We start from the raw sequence: 22,216 nt of genomic DNA, 5'->3' as shown, positions 1-22,216 counted from the left end.
TCACTATCCCAGCATTCTCTATTCAGTCATAAACCGGAAGTTATATTCACTAAACGACCAGATTTGTTTGCCTTTCGGAACAATTGCTTTTCCTTTCTTACGGCCTTTCTTGTCGACTGTAACGCTTAGGTCGATACGGGTAAACGCTCCTTTTTCATAATCATAGCTACTGCCATCATCATCGTAAAGGGAATAAGTACCCGGTTTCGTCCCGTAATGCCGTACTTCAAGCGGATATTTCTGGTCGGTGAATTTTGCCATAGCCGGCCACAACGGGATGATACCGCCATCCTTTACATACACCGGTATGTTTGAGTCAGTAGGTTTCACCGTGATCACTTCACCCTCTCCTGCCAGTTTTCCGGTATAAAAATCATACCATTTACCTTTCGGAAGAATTACTTTCCGTTCCTTCTGTCCGGTAAACAACGGAGCAACTAAAATATTTTCACCCACCATAAACTGATCTTTTACTTCACGACGTATAGCCATTGCATAAGGATTCTCCGTTGCATCCAGCTTTCCCTGTTCCGTTACTGTTTCCACTGCATAACCGTCTTCCAAGTTCATGGCACGTACGGGAGGTGTCCCGTAGAAAGCGTAATCGGCAAAAGTCGAATATAAATAAGGGATCAACCGGATACGAAGCAGGGATATTTCTTTAATCTCTTTCTCTACATCCGGGAATGTCCAAGGTTTGGTTCCGTCTGCCCACGCATTCAACTGTGCGATAGGAGAAAAACAAACGGTCTGCATACGGCGTAGCCATTCTTCGGATGTTTTTGACGAACGGACCTCAGGCGTCCACAATACGCCGATAAAAGAGCTGTTTATCAATGCCGTGATAAAACCCTTATGATCGTAATAGTCGTTATATAATACATAGGGATATGAGTTGGTTCCGGCATTGGCAGCACGAACCTGTCCATACGTACGTTTGTTCTGTTCGCGATACATCTTTGTCGTCGCATATTGCATCAGGGAACCGTAAAGGTTACGTAACTGTTCGGCCGGGATTCCGGAAGGGAAAGTTGCCACGTCGGGCCAGAGCCAGAAGTCGTAGCCGTCGTTTTCGTCCATTTTATAACCGCTGACACCCATATCGAGCTGATGTTTCTTGAAATGACCGGTCATGATACGTTGTACCTCCGGCATGGAGTAATCGGGTACCTCACCCAGCCATACGGTATGCGATCCGGTATAAGGTTTGATCTTGTCGTACACTTCACTGTGTTTGGATACATACGGGTTCATCCACAGGTTCAGTTCGATTCCTTTATCCAGCATCTCTTTTACAAATCCGGGAGCATCCGGGAAACGGCTTTTGTCCCATTCGTAGGTACAGGGATAAGCCTTTGAATGCCATCCCGGTTCAAGGCCGATCACAGAAAGGGGAAATCCTCTTTTTTCAAACTCAGCGACCTCGTTCTTCACATCCTTATCGGAGAAAAGCGTAGGGGTACGATGCCAGAAGCCCAGCCCCCAACGCGGAGGTAACGTACCGCCTCCATTATACAAATTATACCGGCGCACGGCATCCAACATGGTCGGACCGGCAAAAAGCAACATTTCGACACCGGTAGCGGGAACCAGTATCTCTATATTATCCGAATAGGGTTGCGAAGGCCAGTCCGCATCCATATTACGGTCTTTTTCTTCGGGTGCGTTCGGGCTGTCTTTACGAACGGCTGTCCCCACCCATACATCGATATAACGGGCTGAATTAATCAATACACCGTATCCGCGGGAAGAGACAAAGAAAGGGACGGGGGCATGGGTACGGCCGTCATCCTTGTCGCCATAATGGTCCATGTGCAGGCGCATGATACGACCGCGTTGCTCAACAGTTTTAAAATGGAGTCCCAGGCCGAATATCTTCTCCCCTTTTTCCAGCGGGAAACTGATATAGGTTTTTCCATCTCTCAGTTCGACCTTCACATCTGAGGGAGAAATAGGTAAAACGCCTTCCGGCATTTGTTGGAGAGCCTCCCTCTTCGGGGTATTATTAAGCTCACTCAATAGGTTGATTTTTTCAGGTTTGCCAACAGATAGTTTCCAAACTCCGGCACATTCATTAGTACCCCAATCTTTTGAAGTAACATTCGATTGACTAAAAGCTACTGCCACGTAACCAATAGCCGCTAACAATAAGGTAAGTTTTCTCATGGTATTGTTTTATACGTATTTAGCATGCAAAATAAAAGTTTTTATTCTGAATAACAAATAGACGAACAATGGTCAAAGATGGATAATCTTTCGAAGAAGTCCTCCTACCGAATATGCATAAGCAATACGTAATGGTTGCAGTAAACGCTTTACCAGATGTTTCATCGCTATCTCGGCCTCTACCGGAGGAATATTACGCAAACCATTTTCCACAGCCACCCGACTATATGTCATTTCTTCCCAGGTAAAATCCCTGCTAATTCTTCTTTTCATCTTGAATCGATTTTATTTTATACGAATAATCTACTCCGAACAAAGCTCCGGCAAACGTGCAAGTTTCCCCGAATGCCACCAATACACTACTATGGATCTCCCCTTTCGGAGCTATCCAGAAACCGGAGAAAAGAAGGACAATCCCGCTCAATACGAGCAGGATTGCCATTACCAATTGAATTGTCAGTCTCTTTTTCATACGTTCCCCTTATCCAACTAATTAATTTTCAACTTTCAATTCTCTATTTTCAATCACTCGATAACAGGACGATCGTCCTCTTCCCCTTTTTTCTCTAAGACCTTCACATCGTCTTCTTCAAACTTCGCAAGTTCGCTCGTCCAGCGCAGGCTGGCACCCGGCGTAAACACAATACGAGCTTTTTTAATCATAGAAGCATTAAATGCCTCTTCCGTATCCGCACCTTTTGAACGGAGCGAAAAACGGAAATTACCGAATTCGCCCACCTGCACGATACTTCCTGAACGAAGTTCCAAGCCCATCGCCCAATTTAGTGAGTCGAGAATTGCCTTCACATCAGCACTCGACATCGCCGAACGGCTGGATATCAATTCACACAATTTTTCCATATCGCAATAGCTCGATGATTTGGCTACCGCATAGGTTTTCACTTTGTCCTTGTCGTCGCCACTCAGGACCTTACGTTGTACCTTTCTGAATTTTAATGCCATACCTTTAATTTTAAATGATTATGCAGTTGTCTCCGGGGAACGATACAAAGGTATGGGTAACCAGATATGTTAAAAAAGCAACGATCCCAACCAATAAAGCGCTATACTTCAATGTATTACAATCTTAAAATACTTTAAACACCACTTTTAGCGGCTTTTTACTACGGTCTGTTTTAACTTTTATAAACTATTTAGTATCAGCCGTTGTAGTCATCCTTAATTTTTGTTTTGCCGGATAATATCAATATGTCTTCAGGAGTAGTCTTTTCTTTACTGATTTTTTCACTCAAGGTTTTAATTTTTTCGGAAAAGTCGAAGCAGATTACCACAGACATAGCCAGGCGACTCAATGATGTTTTTGCGGTACGCTCTACCGCTTCTATTAGATGAAGCATCCGAATAAACAAGGTAGGATAGCGAAGTGTATACCGGATATGACCCATCACTGTTTTTTTGTTGCATAAAGTCGGCATATGCCTGTCGGTCATGGATAATCACTTCTTCTATAAAATTCCGCTGATAATCAGGCAACACCGACCAGGTTATAAAAGAAATCTTATAGATTTTCTCACGTAATCGTTTTCTCCCGTCTTCCGACATGGCATCTAAACTACGATTAAATTCATCCACATCAGGAAGTTTTCCATTGGGAAACAATGCCTCAAACTTGTTTCTTTTTTTCATAAGCAGAATAAGATTAGTTTCATTTTAAATAAAAAAGAGGGTCACTACAAAATCTCATTTTGTAGCCCCTCTTTAATCGAATAGTAACATAAATAGCCCTGTATCCGGACTGTAATTATCTTTGTATATCAAGGATTTAGATTCTCCAACAATAACTTCCCGGGTCTAAACTTCACACTCGTACGCGGTTTTATCATACAAGTTTCACCGGTACGAGGATTACGCCCTTGCCGTTCGGTCTGTTTCCATGGTTCAAAGGTTCCAAAGCCCTGAAGTATTATTGCATCATCCTGTTTCAATGCATCTGAAATAATTTCTTCAAAGGCATTTACGTATTTCCGTGAAATATATTGAGGAATCCCCAACTTTCCGGTCAATTTGTTTACTAAATCATTCTTATTCATATATATTCGTTTTATAATTATGTTTCGAATAAATTATTTATTCATTTCACCTACTAATAAGTACCTCGCACACATACTACATTATTAGAGTTATCATTCCAACTATTATTTCCCCCTGAGATGCCCGCCCCAGTATCCATATTTACATAAGGGGCATAAGAAGGGGTTCCACCACCACCACCATCTCCCCAGAACTTACCAGTCAAAGAAACATTTCCTATTTCACTTTTTCCATAATAGATTGCAGTTAACTCTGCTCTGGATGGTAATCTCCAATCACTATATCCTAAATCCGATAAATTATTGCAATAAGTCGGTGCTGCAGTACCTTGATTATAATACCATCCACGTCCTCTCTGAGCTTTACTGACCATTAAAGAAGTGGTTCCCGGTACATAATTATTTCCATTCTTCGGTTGCGAAACCGTAATATCGAACGTACGAGCCGGTTCAGCACCTGTTACGGAAAGTGTAAAAACTGCTGACCGGGCAACTGTGGCACTTTGCTTAGCTGTTACAACAAACTTTCCATTCGCTACATCGATTCCGGAAAAAGAAAAATCTGTAAAACCGGACTTTTTAGTAACAGTCCACTGTAGCCCTTCAGTTGCAGTTATCCCAGAAACAGTAATGTTCCCTCCCACAGCCGGTATTGTTCCACCATTAGCCGGCACAGTTATATTAGACGGTTGTTGCGTTATGGCAGCAATCTGCTTTTCAAGAGCAGCATCCGTTCCACTTATGGCATTCCCGACTTTTACAAATAGATATCCCGTTCGGGTCGAGGCATTGGGATTTACAGTTACCGTATAAGAAACTGTCGGCGTAGTAGTAGCACTTGAAACTACACCGGTAGTAGTACCTGTCAAAGTCAACCAGTCAATAGCCTCAGACAATGCCCATGAAAGACCTTCTGTGGCAGAAAAAGAATATTCGGTGTCCGAATGAGGAATACCCTCAGGACCTATCGTCTTATTTTTAGAGGTAGCCGACAAAACCGAACCTTTTTGCTTTACCGTAACGCTTTTTCCTGCTATTGTAAAACTTTGACTACGTTCTGTTGAACTCGGATTTGCAGTCACTGCCGTAAACTTCACCGGAGCAGGGCCGGTAAAATTCAATGCTCCACCCGCAGCACCATTTGTTTTCCCATCTACTAATGCCGATAACCAGTCCGGTAATGTAATCGTCCACGCAGCTCCCGGACGGGCGGTAGCCTGAATGGTTGTTGTCGAGTTAACCGCGGCATCTATATCAGCCGGAGCTACCATATCAGGAACCGTGACCGACACGCGAGGATCGGACAAATCAATTCCGTTCAAGGTCAGATTCACGACATAAGGAGTATTCCGTTTCAGATTATAATCATTGATACCGTTACCGGGATAAATACGGAAAGAGACATCCTTATAGGTAGTTCCATTTACAGTGGCATCCCCGACAAGCTCGATATAAGTAGCATGCGGCACAGAAGCAGAACTTCCTCTTTTCTCACGTGCAGAAGCTGCATAACCGTCTTTTCCGCTGGCTATAATACCCGCTTTGTTTTCAGGCATATACCATTCGACTGTTCCACTAGCATCCGATGAAGGAGTTACCGTAAAACTCTGATACGCCACACCTGGTACCTGGCCGGTAGGTTCATTACATTGCATCTGTGTAGGAACACTACGCAGATACAACTGCTTTAGCGTAAATGTGAAACCGGGCTTTATCGTATAATTCAACTGTATTTTTGTTACCATACGCGTTAATGCTACTGACTGTTTATAATTTATTGATATATACTGATCATCAAGCTGTGCGAATATCGCACAGCTTTGGTTTACCGGTAAACCTGCCGAAGTAGTAAGACCTCCTGTTCCTGTTCCATAATTTATCTTTGTATCATTGAATGCTGTTAATGTTGGAATCTTTCCCAAATCACCTGCATTCCCCACAAAACAAAGAGAACTATTGAGAGATTCTTTCAACTGAACCTCAACCTCGTTTCCTGTTATATCGGTCAGATAATGAGCGATCAACAAATTGCCCGAAGCATCATACTGACCAAGCCAAAGAGTTTTTACTGTACTTTCGTCTACACCGGAGGCTTTAGTTTTAACAGGTAAAACCTCAGGGATAGAATCTGAAAAAGACGAACCCAATTCATCTTCCCCCGAGGTGAATGCAATACTACGCGTCACAGGAGAAACTTCTCCAACCAAAGAAAAAGTAAAACGAACATCCACGTCTCGCAACCCAATCTCATTATCGACATTTCTTTCCATATCGCCCGTACAACCAATGTATAAAAAACAGGCTAATGTTAATGACAATGACAAATACCGTTTTGTTAAATATATTATTTCCATATTCAAGCTTTAATTGTTTTTATCCCGGACACAACGGACATATCGAGCTGTATTCACTACATTCCAATAGTCGTAATGTCCATCTGAGAAATTTTTTATACTCCTTTCATTACCACCTCTATGCACAGAGCTGCTCCAATAGTCGTTCTTTTTGAATGCCGCTACTCCATTTTTCATCAATGTAGTCTGATTTTCGTACATGGCATACAGTTCTATTAAAGTAGGTACACGCCATCCTCCGCTTTTATCCTTACAATATTTAACCGCAGCTGCATAACTTGCAACCACTGATCCCCGTTCAGTCTTCTCGACTTCAACTATATACTCCTTAGTCAACGTACGAGTCTGAGAATTCCCGTTCAGATCAGAGCCTTCTGATCCTGATGATACTCCGCCGTCATAATTAAATATACAATGATTACTATTGGGAGGATTATTTTTTTTCAAACTTTCAACTATTGCATTATTTATAGTGACCACATTAGTTCCCGCCTCTTGAATGGCTTTTACCGTAACTTTACGAACCGGATCTGCCCCTACTACCGACACAATAAATGAATCTAAGCGTTCAGCACCAGTATTAGCAGAAGCAGTAAACGTAAGTTCTGCATCACCACTGCCACTAGTTGGTTTCACAGTGATACCATTATTTGTTTCAGAGGATACAGTCCATTTTAAACCGGCAGTAGCAGTTACCGAACCGACAGCACTACTATTTACCTCTTTAGTTATTTTTGTAATCGTACCGGCAGCAGTAAACACTGATGCTTCTTGAATCACCTCAATATTTTTGTCAATTCCATTAACATCTATATCAAAAGATATCTTTCTGTCTTTCGCGTCCGGATTGGCTGAAACAGCTTTAAACAAGACTTCTGCCGGACCTTTATAATTGAGGATTCCACTTGAAGGTACATTTTCTTTTCCATCCACTACTGCCGACAACCAGTCTGGCAATGCGATTACCCAAGCTACCCCCGGACGAGTCGTCACCTGTAGGGTTGTCGTTGAGTCAATCGCAGCATCTATAGCTGCCGGAGCTACAATATCGGGAACCGTGACCGACACACGGGGATCAGAGAAGTCGATACCACTTAGGGCCAGATTCACGACATAAGGAGTATTCCGTTTCAGATTATAATCATTGATACCGTTACCGGGATAAATACGGAAAGAGACATCCTTATAGGTAGTCCCATTCACTGTCGCGTCTCCTATCAATTCGATATAAGTCGCATTCGGTACAGAGACTGTACTTCCCTTCTTATCACGCATAGAAGCTGCATAACCGTCTTTTCCGCTGGCTATAATACCCGCTTTGTTTTCAGGCATATACCATTCGACTGTTCCACTAGCATCCGATGGAGGAGTTACCGTAAAACTCTGATACGCCACACCTGGTACCTGGCCGGTAGGTTCGTTACATTGTATCTGTGTAGGAACACTACGCAGATGCAACTGCTTTAGCGTAAATGTGAAACCGGACTTTATTGTATAATTCAACTGTATTTTTGTTACCATACGCGTTAATGCTACTGACTGTTTATAATTCATTGATATATACTGATCATCAAGCTGTGCGAATATCGCACAGCTTTGGTTTACCGGTAAACCTGCCGAGGTGGTTAGACCTCCGGTTCCCGTTGTGTAATTGATCTTTGTTTCATTGAATGCTGTTAATGTCGCTATCTCACCCAAATCACCGACATTACCGACAAAACGAAGCGAACAGTCAGGAGACTCTTTCAACTGAACCTGAATCTCATTTCCTGTTACATCTGTCAAATAATGAGCGATCAACAAATTCCCCGAAGCATCATACTGACCCAGCCAAAGAGTTTTTATCGAACTTTCATCTACGCCCGTTGCTTTAGTCGCCATTTCTGATATTCCAGAGGTTATTTTTGAAGACTCGGAGCCCAATTCACCGTCTTTTGAAGTGAACGCCAAACTTCGTGTCACAGGAGTGACTTCACCCGCTAAAGTGAAATTAAAACAGACATCCACATCCTTCATCCCTGCTGTTAATTTAGATTCTATACCATTATCGCAACCTAACATTAATACAAAGACAGGTATAGATAAAAGAATCAACAGATTAACTATATATTTTCCTTGTTGCATCATTTTCACTTATTAAAATAGTATTACTTAACAGTTCGAACACAACGTACGTTGTATTTATTATTTTTTGACATCCAACTCCATGAGTTGTTACTATCAATTTTTCTATTGTAAGAATAAATGTGTGCATTATTACCACTAGTCTTCGATCCCCACAAATAATCCTTATTTGCATTATTATATGGACTCTTAAGTCCGGCATTAAACAAATTTGTCATTTCACTATCACTAGGCAAATGCCAATCATCAAAATTTTCTGATACTAAATTATTACAATAGTTATTTGCATTAGTCCAATTATAATTTGAGACTTGTGTACCAGACGAAGACACTTGCATTGTTCCGACAGTACTTCCAGCCGGCGGTGTTCCATACTGTGATACCGCAACCACCTGCGAATAACTTTTATCCGGTATCGTTACCGTTATAGAAGCCAGACGCTTTGCCGTTCCGGGATTTTTCGTTGCACCGATTGACAATTGAGTAGGAAATTTCCCACTTGTTGGTGAAATCGTTAATCCATTATTAGACGCAATAGTCACCTTCCACGCCAACCCTTCCGTTCCTGACAAAAAGGCCTTAGTCTCTCCTGCTGAAGCCAGTTCTACCGTAGCGGCAATACCCGTATAAACAGAGGCCGCCTGAGTCACGTTTATAGTTTTTGAAAGTGTTCCCTGACCATCACCGGCCTTTACCGTGATCGTCCCGCTACGAGCAGCATTTCCTGTATTAAGCGATGCACTATACGTTATAGCCTGAGCAGTCCCTGTTGCATTTTCTGTGCCGGAAACAGGATTCACCGTCAGCCAATCCATGTTTTTTGTAAGGTTCCACGATAGCCCCTTTGTTGCGGTAAAAGTACCGACATTACCGGATGTAGCTTTTGCCTCCAGACTCATTGAAGTAGTAGATACATTCAAAACGGAACCATTCTGAGTGATGGTAGCCGTTTTTCCGGAAAAAGAAAATTCCTGGCTACGCGCTGCAGAGCCCGGATTTGCAGTTATCGCCGTAAACCCTACAGAAGCCGGACCGGTATACTTCACCGTACCGCCGGCACCCGTCGTATTTCCATCTACCAATGCCGACAACCAGGCAGGTAACGTGATCGACCAATCTGCTCCGGGACGGGCTGTGACCTGAATAGAGGTTGCAGAATTTTTAGCTGCATCAATAGCCTTAGGAGTCGTAATATCGGGAACCGACACCGACACACGGGAATCAGAAAAATCGATTCCACTCAATGTCAGATTTACTTTATAAGGAGAGTTACGTTTTATCATATAATCGTTTATATCATTTCCTGGATACATTCGGAAAGCTACGCCTGCATAAGTGACTCCTTTAACGGTCGCATCTCCCTCTATTTCAATATAAGTAGCATTCGGCACAGTCGTACCACCACATTTTCCCCGATCGGTAGTAGCAAAGCCTGCCTCTCCACTTTTAATTACCCCCGCTTTATTTTCCGGAATATACCAGTCTACCGTAGCGCCACTCTGTGAAACAGCCCCACTTATATTCTGGTAAGTCATACCGCTAATTTGTCCGGCAGGCTCTACACATTGCATCTGAACCGGAATACTTTTAATCGATACGCTCTTAACGGTAAAAGAAAAACCTGCATCTATTTTATAAACCAACTGGATATGCGCCAGCATACGCTCCATCGTTACGGAAGGGCTATACGATATGGAAATATATTGATTGTCTAAATATCCGAACATAGGGCATGTATTACCGGCAGTATAGGTTACTTTTTTTACATTAAAATCAGTAAGTTTATTTATGTGGCCCAAATCACCGGTATTGGCTACAAAACGAAGGGAACACTCAGGTGATTCTTTCAACTGGAAATTAACCTGATTTCCGGTGATATTTGTCAGATATTGAGCCACCAGTAAATTGCCGGAAAGATCATACTGTCCTATCCATAACGTACTTATCAGGTTTTCATCCACCGACAAAGCCCTTGTCAGAGCACTCACCGTATCAGATGCCATGCTCTTTTTACCTTCAGGCATAAAAGCGATACTACGGGTAACCAGCGAATCGCCGTCAGATATTGCAAAGGTTAAGTTCACTTTTACATCTTTCAAACCGGCCGCATGTTCCCCATTTTCCATCTCTTCCCCGGAGCACCCGGAGAATAAAAGCAGGACGAATGCAAATAAAAAAAGTTTCATATTCATGTATTTTCCGTTTTTATAGCCAGACAAACAGTATTACCAGTTACCTTTCAATCCATCCAAGATACCCAGACACAAACGAGCCTGTCGGGGACGTTCAGGCATTGCCTTCTTAAACCAATCCGTCGCACTTGCCGGATCGTTTTCCATCAACGACAAAATACCTAAGTTGATCCATGCTTTCGGATTGTTCTTCACACGGTCCAGAAAGTAGCGGGTAGCTACCGTATCGGCCATACTCAAAGCAGCTGCACCAGCATTCAATTGTGCAATTTCACAATCAGGGAAACGGTAAGCGGCCAGTTCATATACCTCTCTGTATTGCTCAGTTCCGGGACGGAAAGCCAAAGCCACCCTCAATAACTCATCGAGGGTCAGACGTTCAGGTTCTTTCTGAAAGGCAGTCAACAAATGAGCGAAATCAATACAGGTGGCATTTTCCTCTGAATCAACCAGTCCTGTTTCCGTTAGCTGATAAACGACATTCACCTGTATCCGGCGCAAGCCGGCAAACAATGTATTTTCCATATCTTTCCAAACCTTCCCTTTATCCAGGCTGCCTAAGGCTTTCCGGCGGACATCCGGCTGTGACAGGCTGTCCAAAAGCGCCATGACCCTCATCGCATAAGGTTTACGAGCCTCTGATACAGCCCGTTTTAAACCGTCCCAATCTTCCTGCGACTGTCTGACTACAAATATATTTTCCGGCAAACGCATTTCCTTGCCTAAATACCGGCACAGACGCAATGCCCTTCCTGTCGCTAATTCCTCATTCTTCGATGTATTGCCATCCGGAGAAGAATATCCTGTGACTTCAACCGATTGCAATGTGACGTTTCTGTCTGCCAAAAGAGCATTCAGATCATTGCATAGCCCGGCCAGTTCCTTACTGTTCTGTCCATAAGAAGCGGTTAATTCCACACTTCCCGGTTTAAAGGATAGAGAAGCATCCAGCCTGCGCACTTCCGAACGGATGATTTCTTCCGGTACGGATGCCGTATCTGACTTTTCCGGTAACTGGAAAAACTCGATCATCTGCCGGTATACAGTTTCTGCATCTACCTGTACCTGTGCAACAATTTGTTCACGCACCAATGATACCTGTTTATCAGCAATGGTATCCCTATTTTCCCCGGAAGCCGTATGTACGGCAGAACATCCGCCTGTCAGTACAGCCAATGCGGCAACCCATATTGTAATTACGTTATTATCCATTTATTCTCTATTATCTAATGATTTGTTATTATATTGCTCCTCCCATATTATCATCCGTTTCTTCCACTTTCGTATTCCAATCCGATATAGTCCAGTTCAAAGCAGAAGAGTTATTGTCGACCGTCAGCGAAACAACATATGACTTACCTGCTTCAAAAGCCATTGCATCCAGCGTTGCCTGCAACGTTTTTTCTTTAACAGCCGTATCATTCTCATCCTGATAGTCGAGGGTGACCCTTACTCCTATCGACGCATTACTTTTAGGTAATACCAGATTGGTAGCCTGGGTCAGGCCCAGTTTTTTCGGATCATCACTAATGGGCACAGCAACAAAGTTTGAGAATACAACAGTCGACGCTGCCGTCGGTGTGATCACCTCCGGCTTTCCCGCCACTATCGAACCGGTTGCTGCCGACATTGAACTCAGCTCAACCGACTTGGCTGTTAATTTTTTTAATGCGATTTTCGTTGTTGCCGCCGGTATTACTTTGAATATCACCCGTGCACATTTGCGCACAAACGTTTCCAACGTAACAGTGGCATTCGATACGGTTACCGGCATCCCCGTTCCTATGGAGGTCATCACATCTTCATTCCTCGACAGCCCTTGTACCTGATACTTTGAAGCATCCAACGTTAGCGGACGGGCAGGCGAAATTGCATAGAAGTCATAAGTTCCTTTATAAACATAAAATAACTCCGGCGTACCGTCCGTTTTTTTGCCGTCGGCATCCACCGTGCACTGTGTCAATGTGCCATCCGCATTTACCACATAAGTGGCCTGGGCGGTCGGGGCGGTAACAGCGTAATCTACCGGAACATTCAACTTGCCGGACGGGCGTTGATAGGCAACGACACGGACTGTCGCTCCGGCAGGCAGGTTCTCTTCCGAGGCACGGGTATCTATCCTGTTGCCCACAGCAGGTGCCTGTACATGGAGCTCCACATATTCATTTTCCTGCCCGGTCGGTTCCACTACATCGCCTGCCGTACAGGAAATCAACCCGGAAAAAAGCAAAATAATCCACTTGCCTATATGTTTCATTTTCATTCTTATTTTCTATGCATTATTCGGCAGCTACCGGGTCTTTCAGGTTATCTGTCCAACCGACAAGCGTAACACTTGAAATGGTCAACGCCTTTTCCGTCAACAGGATCGTATAAATGTAATGGTTGCCTTTCGCCCAGTCTAAATCCGTAGAAGTGGTGGTAGTAAACGTACGGTCATAAGTGGCTTCATCTTTCGTTCCGACTTTGACTGAGACATCCAGCTTGCCCTTATCAGCCAAGCCACAAGGGGCAACCAAGGCAAAAGCCTGAGGAAGAACCGATGTGAAATCGGCATTGGAACCGGTTTCCTTATAAGCTGCCACCTGCCTGCTGGCAGTAATCTCTTTAGGGGTGAGTGTAACTGTCGCCAGACGACCTTCGTCACTAGCCGTCAGATTACCGGTATTCAGTGCGATATCCCCTTTTCCGGTAAAGCCCGTTTTACCCCCATCCGCTTTAAACGTCAGTTTCACCTCTTTCACATAATCACGATCGCCCGGAGCCGGAAATCCTTTTGCTTTCATCACGCGGAAACTGACTTTCGATAAAGCATGCTTCATATTTAACGCTGCCGACGAGTTATTTTTATTGATCTTGGTAACGGGATCGGAATAAAGATAATCCGTCTCGCTCGTATTCCAGTCTGTTACCCCTCCCTGATCCGTAAAATCGAAGGTTTGCGCAGCCGCAAATGTCACACCGGACAGTTTGGGGGCAGAACCGGCAGTCAATGTAGCCTCTTGGGTAGATGGCGCCCAGGCATAAACGGTTCCGTCGGTATCATTCAAATAGAGCGGATCACCCACAACTTCCCAGGTTAGAGGAGTTCCGGCTTTTGCTGTAAACTGTTGCTTGACAGCGTTTGTATCATACCAGGAAGCATTATTTTCCCTTGTTACGCCCACTCCTATTTTATTCAATACATTACCGGTTGTTCCGGCACTAACATCCGTATATACACTTTTTGTTTCCAGGCTGGCATTCGTTACTCCCAAGGCAACCAAGGCTCCCCCGTTATCTATTTCATTTGTTTCAACCATCGAACAACCCGACAAACAAACAGCCAGTAAGGCACATGCGTTATAAATGATCTGTTTCATATTATTATAGTTTTATTATTTTTTGTTTTCCGTTTCTTTTTTACTCGTTTACGGTTAGTTTGGAGTTACACCGTCGGGCTGGACAGGTTTAGTATATGTCGTTTCCGTCCATCCCACTACCTGTGGCTTACTGACCAGCAAACCTGCATCGGTCACCTGAAGCGTATAGATATAATGGTTACCCGATTCCCAGGTGAAAGTAGAAACCTCCGCCAGGTAAATACGATCGTTGGTTGTATTATCCTTAGCCCCCAACAAGACACTGATCGTTCCTTTCACATTCGACACGGGAGCGACCAGTCCGAACATTTTAGCAGCCAAACCGGCATAGTCGGCAGTATAAGCATCCACCTGCCGCAGATCCGAGGGAAATGTTTTTGTGGCAAACGTCAACTCGCCTGATAAGGAAGAAATACCGCTCACCACTCCGTTCCCCAAATTGAAGCTATAAGTACCACCTGCCGGAAACAAAGGGGCATCCGTCGATTTCAGAATAACCTTTTTCACAAAATCATTTGCATCCGGTACCGGCTGGCCATTTGCTTTCATAAACCTGAAACTCACCTTAGCCAGGAAATGGCGCATCTCCAACGAAACCGTATTCTGCTTATGTGAGACAGACGGACGACTAGCCGGTTTGCCCGGCTCTACTCCATACAAGTAGTCATACTGGCTGACATCCGAAAGCGGTGTTTTATCGTCAGCAGGTGGCGTACAGGTCTGGTTGGCCGAAATTGTACCACTCAGGGACGGTACTCCTGCCGTCAGCGAGACATTAAACGATTCACTATCGGAAGGAACGGAAGCTGTATACACAGTTCCGCTCCTGTCAGCCAGGAAAAGCGTGTCTTTCTTCATACCCCATGTCGATCCGTTATAATAAAACAACTGGGTTTGATTCGTATCATCATAATAATCACCGGAAGAATTTGTCACCACCACACCAATACGCTGCAACTCACCCGCTCCGGTACCGATACCGGTATAAATACTTTTGGTCGACACCCCGACGTTATTCACAGCCAACGGCACTCGTTCCTCCTTATTCGGTTCGAGAACATCAGTCTCCATCACCGAGCACCCGGACAAGACGTATAATGCTACAATCCCGACAGATATGTTTACCGGATATTTCATATTATTTTCTTCTTTTTTTATTTGTGAACAGGAAGGGTATCGCTCCCCGCCTGCCCTAAACGGAATGTAACTTACTGAACCGGTAAGTTTGTTGTTCCTCCGGTGCCGAAATCCACAATTTTTACAGAAACGATTTCCAGCGCAACATCCGAAATATTAATTGTATATGTATATTCTTTCCCTTTCTCCCATTGGAAAGTCACCTCATTGCCGGTTTTTGTCTGATACGACCTGTCTTTGTCCGTTTTCGCATCATTCGAACCGAGTGTCACCTTCACGCTCAAATCTTTATCGGCCGATGCCAGGGGAGCCACCAAACCGTAAGCCTGGGCAGTTATGTCATCATACGTTTCTGCATACTCAACCGCCTGAGCCGCTTTTCCGGCAACTGCCGACATTGTCAGCGTAGCAACAGCCGATGTTCCATCCAAAGTTCCGTCCGTCAGTTTCATTGTTCCGGCTGAAGCTGTCAGAAAACGGTTGGTTTTACTGGTAAGCTCGATCTTCTTTACATAATCGTTCTCATCCGGAGCCGGGTCATTCTCCCCTTTCATGATTTTAAAACTCACTTTGGCCAGGGCATGATGCATAAATAAATTAGCTTTGAAGTCCGTTTTATTAACGGTTTGTTGAGCTGCATCCGTTGCTGATTTTGTGGCATATAAATAGTCTGTCTGGCTGCAAGCCGACTGGCTCACCACATCGAAAGTCTGAGCGGCAACCACGTTCACTCCCGTCGCAGTCAATTTATCGGTGGCTATAACCGGAGTGGCCGATAATGCCCCTTCACCTGTTACCGGAGCCCAGGCATATACAGTCCCGTCATTGTTATTCAGATAAATCTGATTTGTCGCCTTCCAGGTGGTATCCGTATCAGCTATATTTATATTATATTGCTTATACGAATCCGCATCCTTTGTTGTATAAGCCACAAATTCGCCGGAGCTGTTTTTAGCCGCTACCAATACCCCGACAGCCCCCAGTTGGCCGGCTTCACTGCCGACTTTGTCGTAAACAGACTTTGTCGCGATGGTCGCACCACTGAAATTCATACTGACACTTAGCGGGATACCGGTAGCCCCACCCACCGGATCGGTTGTTCCTCCCGTATCTATCTCAACAGAGTTGCATCCACACAGCGCAGCCAATAGGACAACAGCCAGGCCTGTTTTCTTTATTTTTTTATTTACTCCCTTCATTTTCCCTTTCATTCATTATATTACTTAATCGACCGGGAACTCTTCTTCTCCGCCGGATTCAAAATCAACTATTTGTACAAGGTTTACATCCAACACCTGATCGGAAATCGTTACAGTATATATGTATTCCTTACCCCGCTCCCAGTTCACTTTCAGTTTTGTCTGAGCATTGCCGGTTTTATAAATACGGTCTTTGTCGGTTGTAGCATCGTTGGGCCCGATAGTGAGTTCCATTGCCATAACCTTCTCATCCTTTGTCAGAGGAGCAACCAGTCCGTATACCTGTTGAGCGACGTTTTTGAAACCGTCCGTTTCATCATACACAGCCAACTGCTTGCCTTTCCCTGTTTCAGCTAAGAAAAACAAGGTATCGGTAGGCGTTCCGCCGGTCAACGTTCCGTTTACCAGACTCATCGTCATTCCCGAACCTTGCGGAAAATCATTTGCCGTAGAAAACAACTTTATTTTTTTGACAAAGTCATTGTCATCTATCGCCGGTTGTCCTTTTCCTTTCCTCACTTTAAACGACACTTTTGCCAATGCATGATGCATATATAAGGTAGTCTGCCTGTCGGCTTTACTAACTGTATCCTGCACCGGAGTAGCCCGAATACTCGAATTCGTCGAAAACAAATAATCTGTTTGGTCACAGGTGTTACGTTTCACATCGGTCGCATCGAAAGTCTGACTGGCTTTTATCACCAGACCTGCCACCGTCACATCCGAATCTGTTATCGAAGGAGCTCCCGATAACGCATCCGATCCTTCCAAAGGCGCATAACCGAAAACGACCGCTTTGTTGTTATTCAGGTAAATATCCTTGTCGGCCTTCCAGATTAATTCGCCCGACGTACTTCCTTCTTTATCGGCTGCCGTATAGGTTGCCGACACACTGCTATTTGCATAAGTAGCATATTGCCCATCTGCAAAAGAAGCCAGCGACACATAAACTTTACCGATATTGTTTGCTCCCGAAGTTCCCACACCATCATAGATAGCACGGCTGGTAACCTCTGTCCCGACAAATCCGAGATTAACCTCCATCTTTACTTCTTCTGCTCCGGGATGATTACCGGAGGAGTCCGGCCCCTCCTCCACCTCCGGCATGCTGCATGAACAACAGACTGCCGAAAACAGAGAAAAGACCATCCCCCTTTTTAAAAATTGCTTAACCGTATCCATTCAGCTATTATAAATCGATTACATCATCTACTTCAACCGATTCCCAATCAGCCACCTTCACATCGACAACGCTCAGGCCTTTTTTAGACACACTGAAAGTATAGATGTAGTTTTTATTGGGTAACCAACCGGTATTGCCGTCAGCATCCGTAGGTACAGGTAAAATAGCTTCCAACGGGAATGTATTACTTGAACCCGGCTCAGCAATCTGGAATTCCACTTTTACCGAATTTTCTGCCAGATCAGCGATCGGATAAACCAATGTACTGATATAGTTGGCTACAGTACGACCGTCTTCACCTGCACCATATAGATAAGTAACTTTTGACGCCTTTTCCGCAGTTCCGAACGGATCTTTAGTACCGGTTGCACGCGCTCTGATCAGATAATAATCTTTCAATGTACGGGTAAGATCCTCTCCTGTAGCAGTCTCCGTATCGATAACATCCGTTGCTGTCGCATCGTCATTACTTATTTTCATTGTTGCATCGCCTACTTTGAATACACCGCTACCTGGTGTTACATTCGAGATTTTGAAAGAGGCAACCGAACCTAATGTCGAAGCATTCGGAGTTGTTCCTGTGGGAGCTTTCGCTACCAGATCCTTATCGTACAAACGGAATGTCACCATAGAAAGCGCATGCTTCATCGACAATGCGATGCTATTGCCCGGATTCGTTTCATCCGTGTTATTCGGATTGGCAGGAGCCGTAACAACACCATCGGCACCAGGATTGGAACCATTATTTACCAAACGTCCATAACCATCATCCGGTCTGAAATACAAATAATCGATTTCGTCAGTCGATATATTCACCGGATTCTTGGTCTTATTATCCACCCAGGATGTAGTAAACGATTTGGCGGCATTAGCAACCGATCCTTCTATCGCAGTTGTAGTTGTGGCAGAAACTGTAACCGGATAAGTAACCGCTCCGTCAGCAATAGTAGCCTTCTTACGGCTGGCAGTTGCTGCTTTATCATAAGGATAATAGGCAAAAATCTTTCCGGGGTTCTTGTCCAGATAAAAAGGTTTTGCTTTTTCTGCAGTAATACTAGTTGGAATTGTAGCCACATCTATAGCCTTCCAATTCGCACCGGTAGCATCTCCCATAAAGCAAATATCATAGCCCGGATTTGTGTAATCGTAACCGATCGCAAAATTGGCCGTTGTTGCTGCATAATAAGAGGAAATCTCCGCATTAGTGACAACAATACCAATACCGTAAGCCGTTTTTGCATAGTTTTTGTCATCAAACGTAATCGCAGTGCCGGTTACGGCTGCTTTCGTTTTGTTTACTCCGACATTGACACCCAGTGTCACAGGCTTGCTGACGGGCTGATCTACAGGGTTGTCGATTTCACTTTGCGAGCAACTTGCTGCCGCCATCAAAAAGGTGGTCATGGCCACCCAAGTCAATTCATTTTTCATCTTTGTTTTTATTAGGTGGATCTCTAATGAAATCCTGTTAATTAATAGGCTGTTTTTAAAGTGGAATAGGATCATCCATTTCAACCGAGGTCCAGGGATCGACTGAAACAGTCACTATTTCTATTTCGCTATTGGTAAAAGACATCTCCACCCGGTGCGAAAATCCGGCTTGCACGCCACTTTCGCCGGTAGCCGCATTTTTGAATACCAGGGTGGCCGTATGCCGGTAGCCACCCGGTTTCTCTATTCCGATCCCTCCCTTCCGGGTCGTAATATGCAATGTCAGCGGATATTGTTCGGTTCCTCCGGCTTGCGCAGGTATCAGAATACTGTCTTGTACAGTCAATGATTCCGGGATAGAACCGGGAGAGCCGGTATATAACTCCAATGCCTTGCCTTCGCTCGTACAAATAGAGGATAACGAAAATGTTTCCGAACTTTCCACAGGAGACAGAACAGGTATATTATCGGACAAAGTAAAAGTCTGTTGCCGGTGAATATCTTCCACTTCTATCTTCGTAATCGCGCCCCACATATCCGGCTGATCGCTGAAACAGACAAATTTCAACTGTGTCAGTAAATGGCGGAACGTGCAAGTCGTAATTGGTTTTGAATACGATCCGCTAAGCAAACCGGTTGCCATCAAATCCGTCGAGCCGTCAGTTATGGTATAGACAGGCCGTTCCGGCACGTCACCTGTCCATCCGGAACCGGGATAATATCCGTTTAACCGTACTTCCCGGTTATCGTCGGGATAAAACTGCGGCTCGGCAAAAACAATAGGAGTTCGTCCTATTCCACCCTTTCGCACAGCGGGCAGTTCCTGCCACAAACTCCCCTGGTCGCTACGGGCAAAACAAACATCCAGATCCTTTTCATAGCCGGAGTTGATCACCGCACGGGTGGAAGTACCGATCGTCCCTTCCAGATGTAAGGCTTTCGACGGCACCTCATGACCGGGACCATCTGAACACCCCTGCGACACAGACAGGACAGCCAACAATAAAAAGGCCGGATATATATTCTTCATCTCCTACTATTTATTTGAAAGTTTCAATATCAATTACCAGGTTTAACAACCGTACTCGTACTGCTTCCCGGATTCCAGGGTGCAATATCGGCTTCAATCACAATCTCACCCTGCGCCGAAAAGATCAAAGTGATCAGATGGGCATATCCTTCTTTCACGCCTTCACGGATGTTATTGATCGTAATCTTTTTAGCCGCATTCAACTGACGGGGACTATCCGGATTGGTTCCATCATAAGCGGTCAATACATCCAACGTGATCGGTGAAGAGACCGTACCCAGATTTTCTTCCGGATAGATCATACAATAGCCGATTACGGGATTTTCTTCTTTTGCCGTTACAATCTTCGACGGACAGTTGAAAAAAGAGAGTGACTGCTTCGATGCAGTGCCGTTGATTTCCAGAGTTGCTTCAGTATTAGCCGGAAGCACGTTCAACTTAAGATTAACAGGCTGGTCGTTCACCTTAATCGATTTAATATCGCCCCACGACTTGATCGCTTCGGCCGACCCTACGCATTTGACCTGTAGCTGTGCCAGTTTATGATTGAAGATAAAGGGTTTAAAAGGATTGTCTTTATCGGCTGTCTGACATTCGGTAGCCATCAGATCCATATCCCCGTCGATAATGTAATCGATCGGAGAAGAAACGCTTCCGCTTACTGCCGGACGCGGATATATACCGATCATTTTCGTTTGGGTACTTGAATAAGAAGCATACGTCAATGTCTCGTCGCCGAAAGTAACGAGTTGATTGCCTTCACCGGCCATACGAGTCCCGTTATACCATTTCGTAAAATTACTACCAGTGCCTTCCAGATAGCCGAACATGACATCCAGTTTCTTGTCGTATCCGGAGTTGATTACTGCTTTTGTTGCTGCATCGGCCAATCCGGCGCTGACCTCGATAGCTGCACTTGCCGGTGTACCGGCTTCTGTTTCGTCATTACTGCAACTTGCCAGCGAAAAAGTGGCAAGTAAACCCATTAGCAAAAAGTTATTCGTTTTCATAAAAACAAGTATTTATAGATTATTTACTGTAATTAATTTATTATTGTGCCATTGCCGCTTTCTCCGGTTTTCCAGTCACTGACAGAACCGGTTGCCACGATCACAATCTCATCCCGTCCCTGAAATATCAGGTTGATCGAATGGGCATACCCTTCTTTCACCTCCAGCGGAGTTTTGCCATCAGCCACATTATTAATCAAAATCTCGTTGCTATCGGTTCCATCAACATAGTACACTTTAATTTTCAGCGCATCCATCGGACCGATCATCAAGGGGGATCCTACGGCTTCCAGATTGGTTGTCAACACATATTGGGCAATCCCCGGCACCTCCGGTTTTACCGATTTGTCCTCATAAACGATTTTTCCATCTGCAATCGTCATCGAAGAAGGATACTGCCCGTCGATGATTTCTATTTTCGAGATGGCTTTATCGATGTTATTGCGTAGAAACTCAGTAGTAGCCTGCACACGAAAATTAAGTTGCGTCAGTTTATGACCGAAAGTGAAAGGAGAAGAGACAGGAGTTTGCTTGCTGCCATATACGATTCCGCCATACATCACATCTTCCGTACCTGTTTTATTAAACCGTACGAGACCATTCTCAGAAGGGATATTGGGATGCCAGGCAGCCATATACACATTTCCCCCATTCGGATACACCTTCGAATTATCCAACGGAACCCAATTCCCGGTACTCTCCTGACTGGCAGTCAACGTAATTGTGTTTTGCCAGGCCGGTTGTGCAGTCCAGGTAGGATAACCAGAACTTTCAAAAGCAGTGATAGCGGCAGTAAACTTGTCACCGGTAGTTACCGGTGCTTTGGTAATTGCCTCGCTAACAGTGGCACCCACCTTAATTTCCGCTGATTCATTACTATCCGGCACCCCGTCATTGGATGAACAGGCAGATAGCATAATAGCCAGAAAGGCCACATACATAGATACTTTTTTCATACTTTTTGTTATAATAATTAA

The 22,216-nt window shown here is 44.4% G+C and carries 19 protein-coding genes; all 19 read right to left on the bottom strand.

Annotation, left to right across the window (positions count from 1 at the left end; translation table 11 throughout):
- Window positions 1-18: 18 nt before the first annotated feature.
- On the bottom strand, window positions 19-2,166 hold the full coding sequence (locus tag M1P97_RS03585) for a TIM-barrel domain-containing protein (protein ID WP_249388388.1): 2,148 nt from the start codon (window positions 2,164-2,166) through the stop codon (window positions 19-21).
- 72 nt (window positions 2,167-2,238) lie between these two features.
- Complete coding sequence (locus tag M1P97_RS03580) at window positions 2,239-2,439, bottom strand: hypothetical protein (RefSeq protein ID WP_229058444.1); 201 nt, start codon at window positions 2,437-2,439, stop codon at window positions 2,239-2,241.
- Window positions 2,423-2,638: a hypothetical protein gene (locus M1P97_RS03575; protein ID WP_195372264.1), complete on the bottom strand. Its 216-nt coding sequence runs from the start codon at window positions 2,636-2,638 to the stop codon at window positions 2,423-2,425. Before M1P97_RS03575 ends, M1P97_RS03580 begins: the two co-directional genes overlap by 17 nt.
- 53 nt (window positions 2,639-2,691) lie before the next feature.
- Window positions 2,692-3,129, bottom strand: coding sequence for an HU family DNA-binding protein (locus M1P97_RS03570; protein ID WP_195372265.1), 438 nt, complete (start codon window positions 3,127-3,129; stop codon window positions 2,692-2,694).
- Window positions 3,130-3,423: 294 nt separating this feature from the next.
- A complete protein-coding gene (locus M1P97_RS03565; RefSeq protein WP_249388387.1) occupies window positions 3,424-3,813 on the bottom strand; it encodes a hypothetical protein in 390 nt (129 codons plus the stop codon).
- Between the two features lie 128 nt (window positions 3,814-3,941).
- A complete protein-coding gene (locus M1P97_RS03560; RefSeq protein ID WP_195372266.1) occupies window positions 3,942-4,217 on the bottom strand; it encodes an HU family DNA-binding protein in 276 nt (91 codons plus the stop codon).
- A gap of 53 nt (window positions 4,218-4,270) precedes the next feature.
- Window positions 4,271-6,571 (bottom strand): BACON domain-containing protein, encoded by a 2,301-nt coding sequence (locus tag M1P97_RS03555; protein WP_249388386.1) that lies wholly within the window; start codon window positions 6,569-6,571, stop codon window positions 4,271-4,273.
- A 9-nt stretch (window positions 6,572-6,580) separates the two neighbouring features.
- Window positions 6,581-8,698: a DUF4906 domain-containing protein gene (locus tag M1P97_RS03550; protein WP_249388385.1), complete on the bottom strand. Its 2,118-nt coding sequence runs from the start codon at window positions 8,696-8,698 to the stop codon at window positions 6,581-6,583.
- A gap of 20 nt (window positions 8,699-8,718) precedes the next feature.
- Window positions 8,719-10,887 carry a BACON domain-containing protein gene (locus tag M1P97_RS03545; protein ID WP_249388384.1) on the bottom strand — a complete coding sequence of 723 codons (2,169 nt, stop codon included), beginning with the start codon at window positions 10,885-10,887 and terminating at the stop codon, window positions 8,719-8,721.
- A 33-nt stretch (window positions 10,888-10,920) separates the two neighbouring features.
- The gene (locus M1P97_RS03540) at window positions 10,921-12,099 is read right to left on the bottom strand and encodes an OmpA family protein (protein WP_249388383.1); all 1,179 of its coding nucleotides are present in this window, start codon (window positions 12,097-12,099) and stop codon (window positions 10,921-10,923) included.
- Window positions 12,100-12,127: 28 nt separating this feature from the next.
- The gene (locus M1P97_RS03535; RefSeq protein WP_249388382.1) at window positions 12,128-13,144 is read right to left on the bottom strand and encodes a BF2992 family fimbrillin-A clan protein; all 1,017 of its coding nucleotides are present in this window, start codon (window positions 13,142-13,144) and stop codon (window positions 12,128-12,130) included.
- Between the two features lie 22 nt (window positions 13,145-13,166).
- Entirely contained in the window at window positions 13,167-14,249 is a 1,083-nt protein-coding gene (locus M1P97_RS03530) for a fimbrillin family protein (protein ID WP_249388381.1), read from the bottom strand.
- A 54-nt stretch (window positions 14,250-14,303) separates the two neighbouring features.
- Window positions 14,304-15,386, bottom strand: coding sequence for a fimbrillin family protein (locus M1P97_RS03525; RefSeq protein WP_249388380.1), 1,083 nt, complete (start codon window positions 15,384-15,386; stop codon window positions 14,304-14,306).
- Window positions 15,387-15,457: 71 nt separating this feature from the next.
- The gene (locus M1P97_RS03520; protein ID WP_249388379.1) at window positions 15,458-16,597 is read right to left on the bottom strand and encodes a fimbrillin family protein; all 1,140 of its coding nucleotides are present in this window, start codon (window positions 16,595-16,597) and stop codon (window positions 15,458-15,460) included.
- 12 nt (window positions 16,598-16,609) lie between these two features.
- Window positions 16,610-17,767: a fimbrillin family protein gene (locus M1P97_RS03515; protein WP_249388378.1), complete on the bottom strand. Its 1,158-nt coding sequence runs from the start codon at window positions 17,765-17,767 to the stop codon at window positions 16,610-16,612.
- A gap of 7 nt (window positions 17,768-17,774) precedes the next feature.
- Complete coding sequence (locus tag M1P97_RS03510) at window positions 17,775-19,199, bottom strand: fimbrillin family protein (RefSeq protein WP_195372279.1); 1,425 nt, start codon at window positions 19,197-19,199, stop codon at window positions 17,775-17,777.
- Window positions 19,200-19,254: 55 nt separating this feature from the next.
- Window positions 19,255-20,229, bottom strand: a complete 975-nt coding sequence (locus M1P97_RS03505) for a fimbrillin family protein (protein WP_249388377.1) — start codon at window positions 20,227-20,229, stop codon at window positions 19,255-19,257.
- A 29-nt stretch (window positions 20,230-20,258) separates the two neighbouring features.
- Entirely contained in the window at window positions 20,259-21,239 is a 981-nt protein-coding gene (locus tag M1P97_RS03500) for a fimbrillin family protein (protein WP_249388376.1), read from the bottom strand.
- A gap of 32 nt (window positions 21,240-21,271) precedes the next feature.
- The gene (locus M1P97_RS03495; RefSeq protein WP_249388375.1) at window positions 21,272-22,195 is read right to left on the bottom strand and encodes a fimbrillin family protein; all 924 of its coding nucleotides are present in this window, start codon (window positions 22,193-22,195) and stop codon (window positions 21,272-21,274) included.
- Between the last annotated feature and the right edge of the window lie 21 nt (window positions 22,196-22,216).

The sequence above is a fragment of the Parabacteroides leei genome (genome assembly GCF_023369805.1).
GTDB lineage: Bacteria > Bacteroidota > Bacteroidia > Bacteroidales > Tannerellaceae > Parabacteroides > Parabacteroides leei.
This window is presented reverse-complemented; position numbering and strand designations above follow the sequence as displayed.

Coding starts and splice junctions, on each gene's coding strand:
- M1P97_RS03555 (WP_249388386.1), bottom strand. CDS start 6,571: ATGGAAATAATATATTTAACAAAACGGTATTTGTCATTGTCATTAACA.
- M1P97_RS03540 (WP_249388383.1), bottom strand. CDS start 12,099: ATGGATAATAACGTAATTACAATATGGGTTGCCGCATTGGCTGTACTG.
- M1P97_RS03505 (WP_249388377.1), bottom strand. CDS start 20,229: ATGAAGAATATATATCCGGCCTTTTTATTGTTGGCTGTCCTGTCTGTG.
- M1P97_RS03520 (WP_249388379.1), bottom strand. CDS start 16,597: ATGAAAGGGAAAATGAAGGGAGTAAATAAAAAAATAAAGAAAACAGGC.
- M1P97_RS03545 (WP_249388384.1), bottom strand. CDS start 10,887: ATGAATATGAAACTTTTTTTATTTGCATTCGTCCTGCTTTTATTCTCC.
- M1P97_RS03495 (WP_249388375.1), bottom strand. CDS start 22,195: ATGAAAAAAGTATCTATGTATGTGGCCTTTCTGGCTATTATGCTATCT.
- M1P97_RS03585 (WP_249388388.1), bottom strand. CDS start 2,166: ATGAGAAAACTTACCTTATTGTTAGCGGCTATTGGTTACGTGGCAGTA.
- M1P97_RS03500 (WP_249388376.1), bottom strand. CDS start 21,239: ATGAAAACGAATAACTTTTTGCTAATGGGTTTACTTGCCACTTTTTCG.
- M1P97_RS03525 (WP_249388380.1), bottom strand. CDS start 15,386: ATGAAATATCCGGTAAACATATCTGTCGGGATTGTAGCATTATACGTC.
- M1P97_RS03535 (WP_249388382.1), bottom strand. CDS start 13,144: ATGAAACATATAGGCAAGTGGATTATTTTGCTTTTTTCCGGGTTGATT.
- M1P97_RS03510 (WP_195372279.1), bottom strand. CDS start 19,199: ATGAAAAATGAATTGACTTGGGTGGCCATGACCACCTTTTTGATGGCG.
- M1P97_RS03580 (WP_229058444.1), bottom strand. CDS start 2,439: ATGAAAAGAAGAATTAGCAGGGATTTTACCTGGGAAGAAATGACATAT.
- M1P97_RS03575 (WP_195372264.1), bottom strand. CDS start 2,638: ATGAAAAAGAGACTGACAATTCAATTGGTAATGGCAATCCTGCTCGTA.
- M1P97_RS03565 (WP_249388387.1), bottom strand. CDS start 3,813: ATGAAAAAAAGAAACAAGTTTGAGGCATTGTTTCCCAATGGAAAACTT.
- M1P97_RS03515 (WP_249388378.1), bottom strand. CDS start 17,767: ATGGATACGGTTAAGCAATTTTTAAAAAGGGGGATGGTCTTTTCTCTG.
- M1P97_RS03570 (WP_195372265.1), bottom strand. CDS start 3,129: ATGGCATTAAAATTCAGAAAGGTACAACGTAAGGTCCTGAGTGGCGAC.
- M1P97_RS03550 (WP_249388385.1), bottom strand. CDS start 8,698: ATGATGCAACAAGGAAAATATATAGTTAATCTGTTGATTCTTTTATCT.
- M1P97_RS03530 (WP_249388381.1), bottom strand. CDS start 14,249: ATGAAACAGATCATTTATAACGCATGTGCCTTACTGGCTGTTTGTTTG.
- M1P97_RS03560 (WP_195372266.1), bottom strand. CDS start 4,217: ATGAATAAGAATGATTTAGTAAACAAATTGACCGGAAAGTTGGGGATT.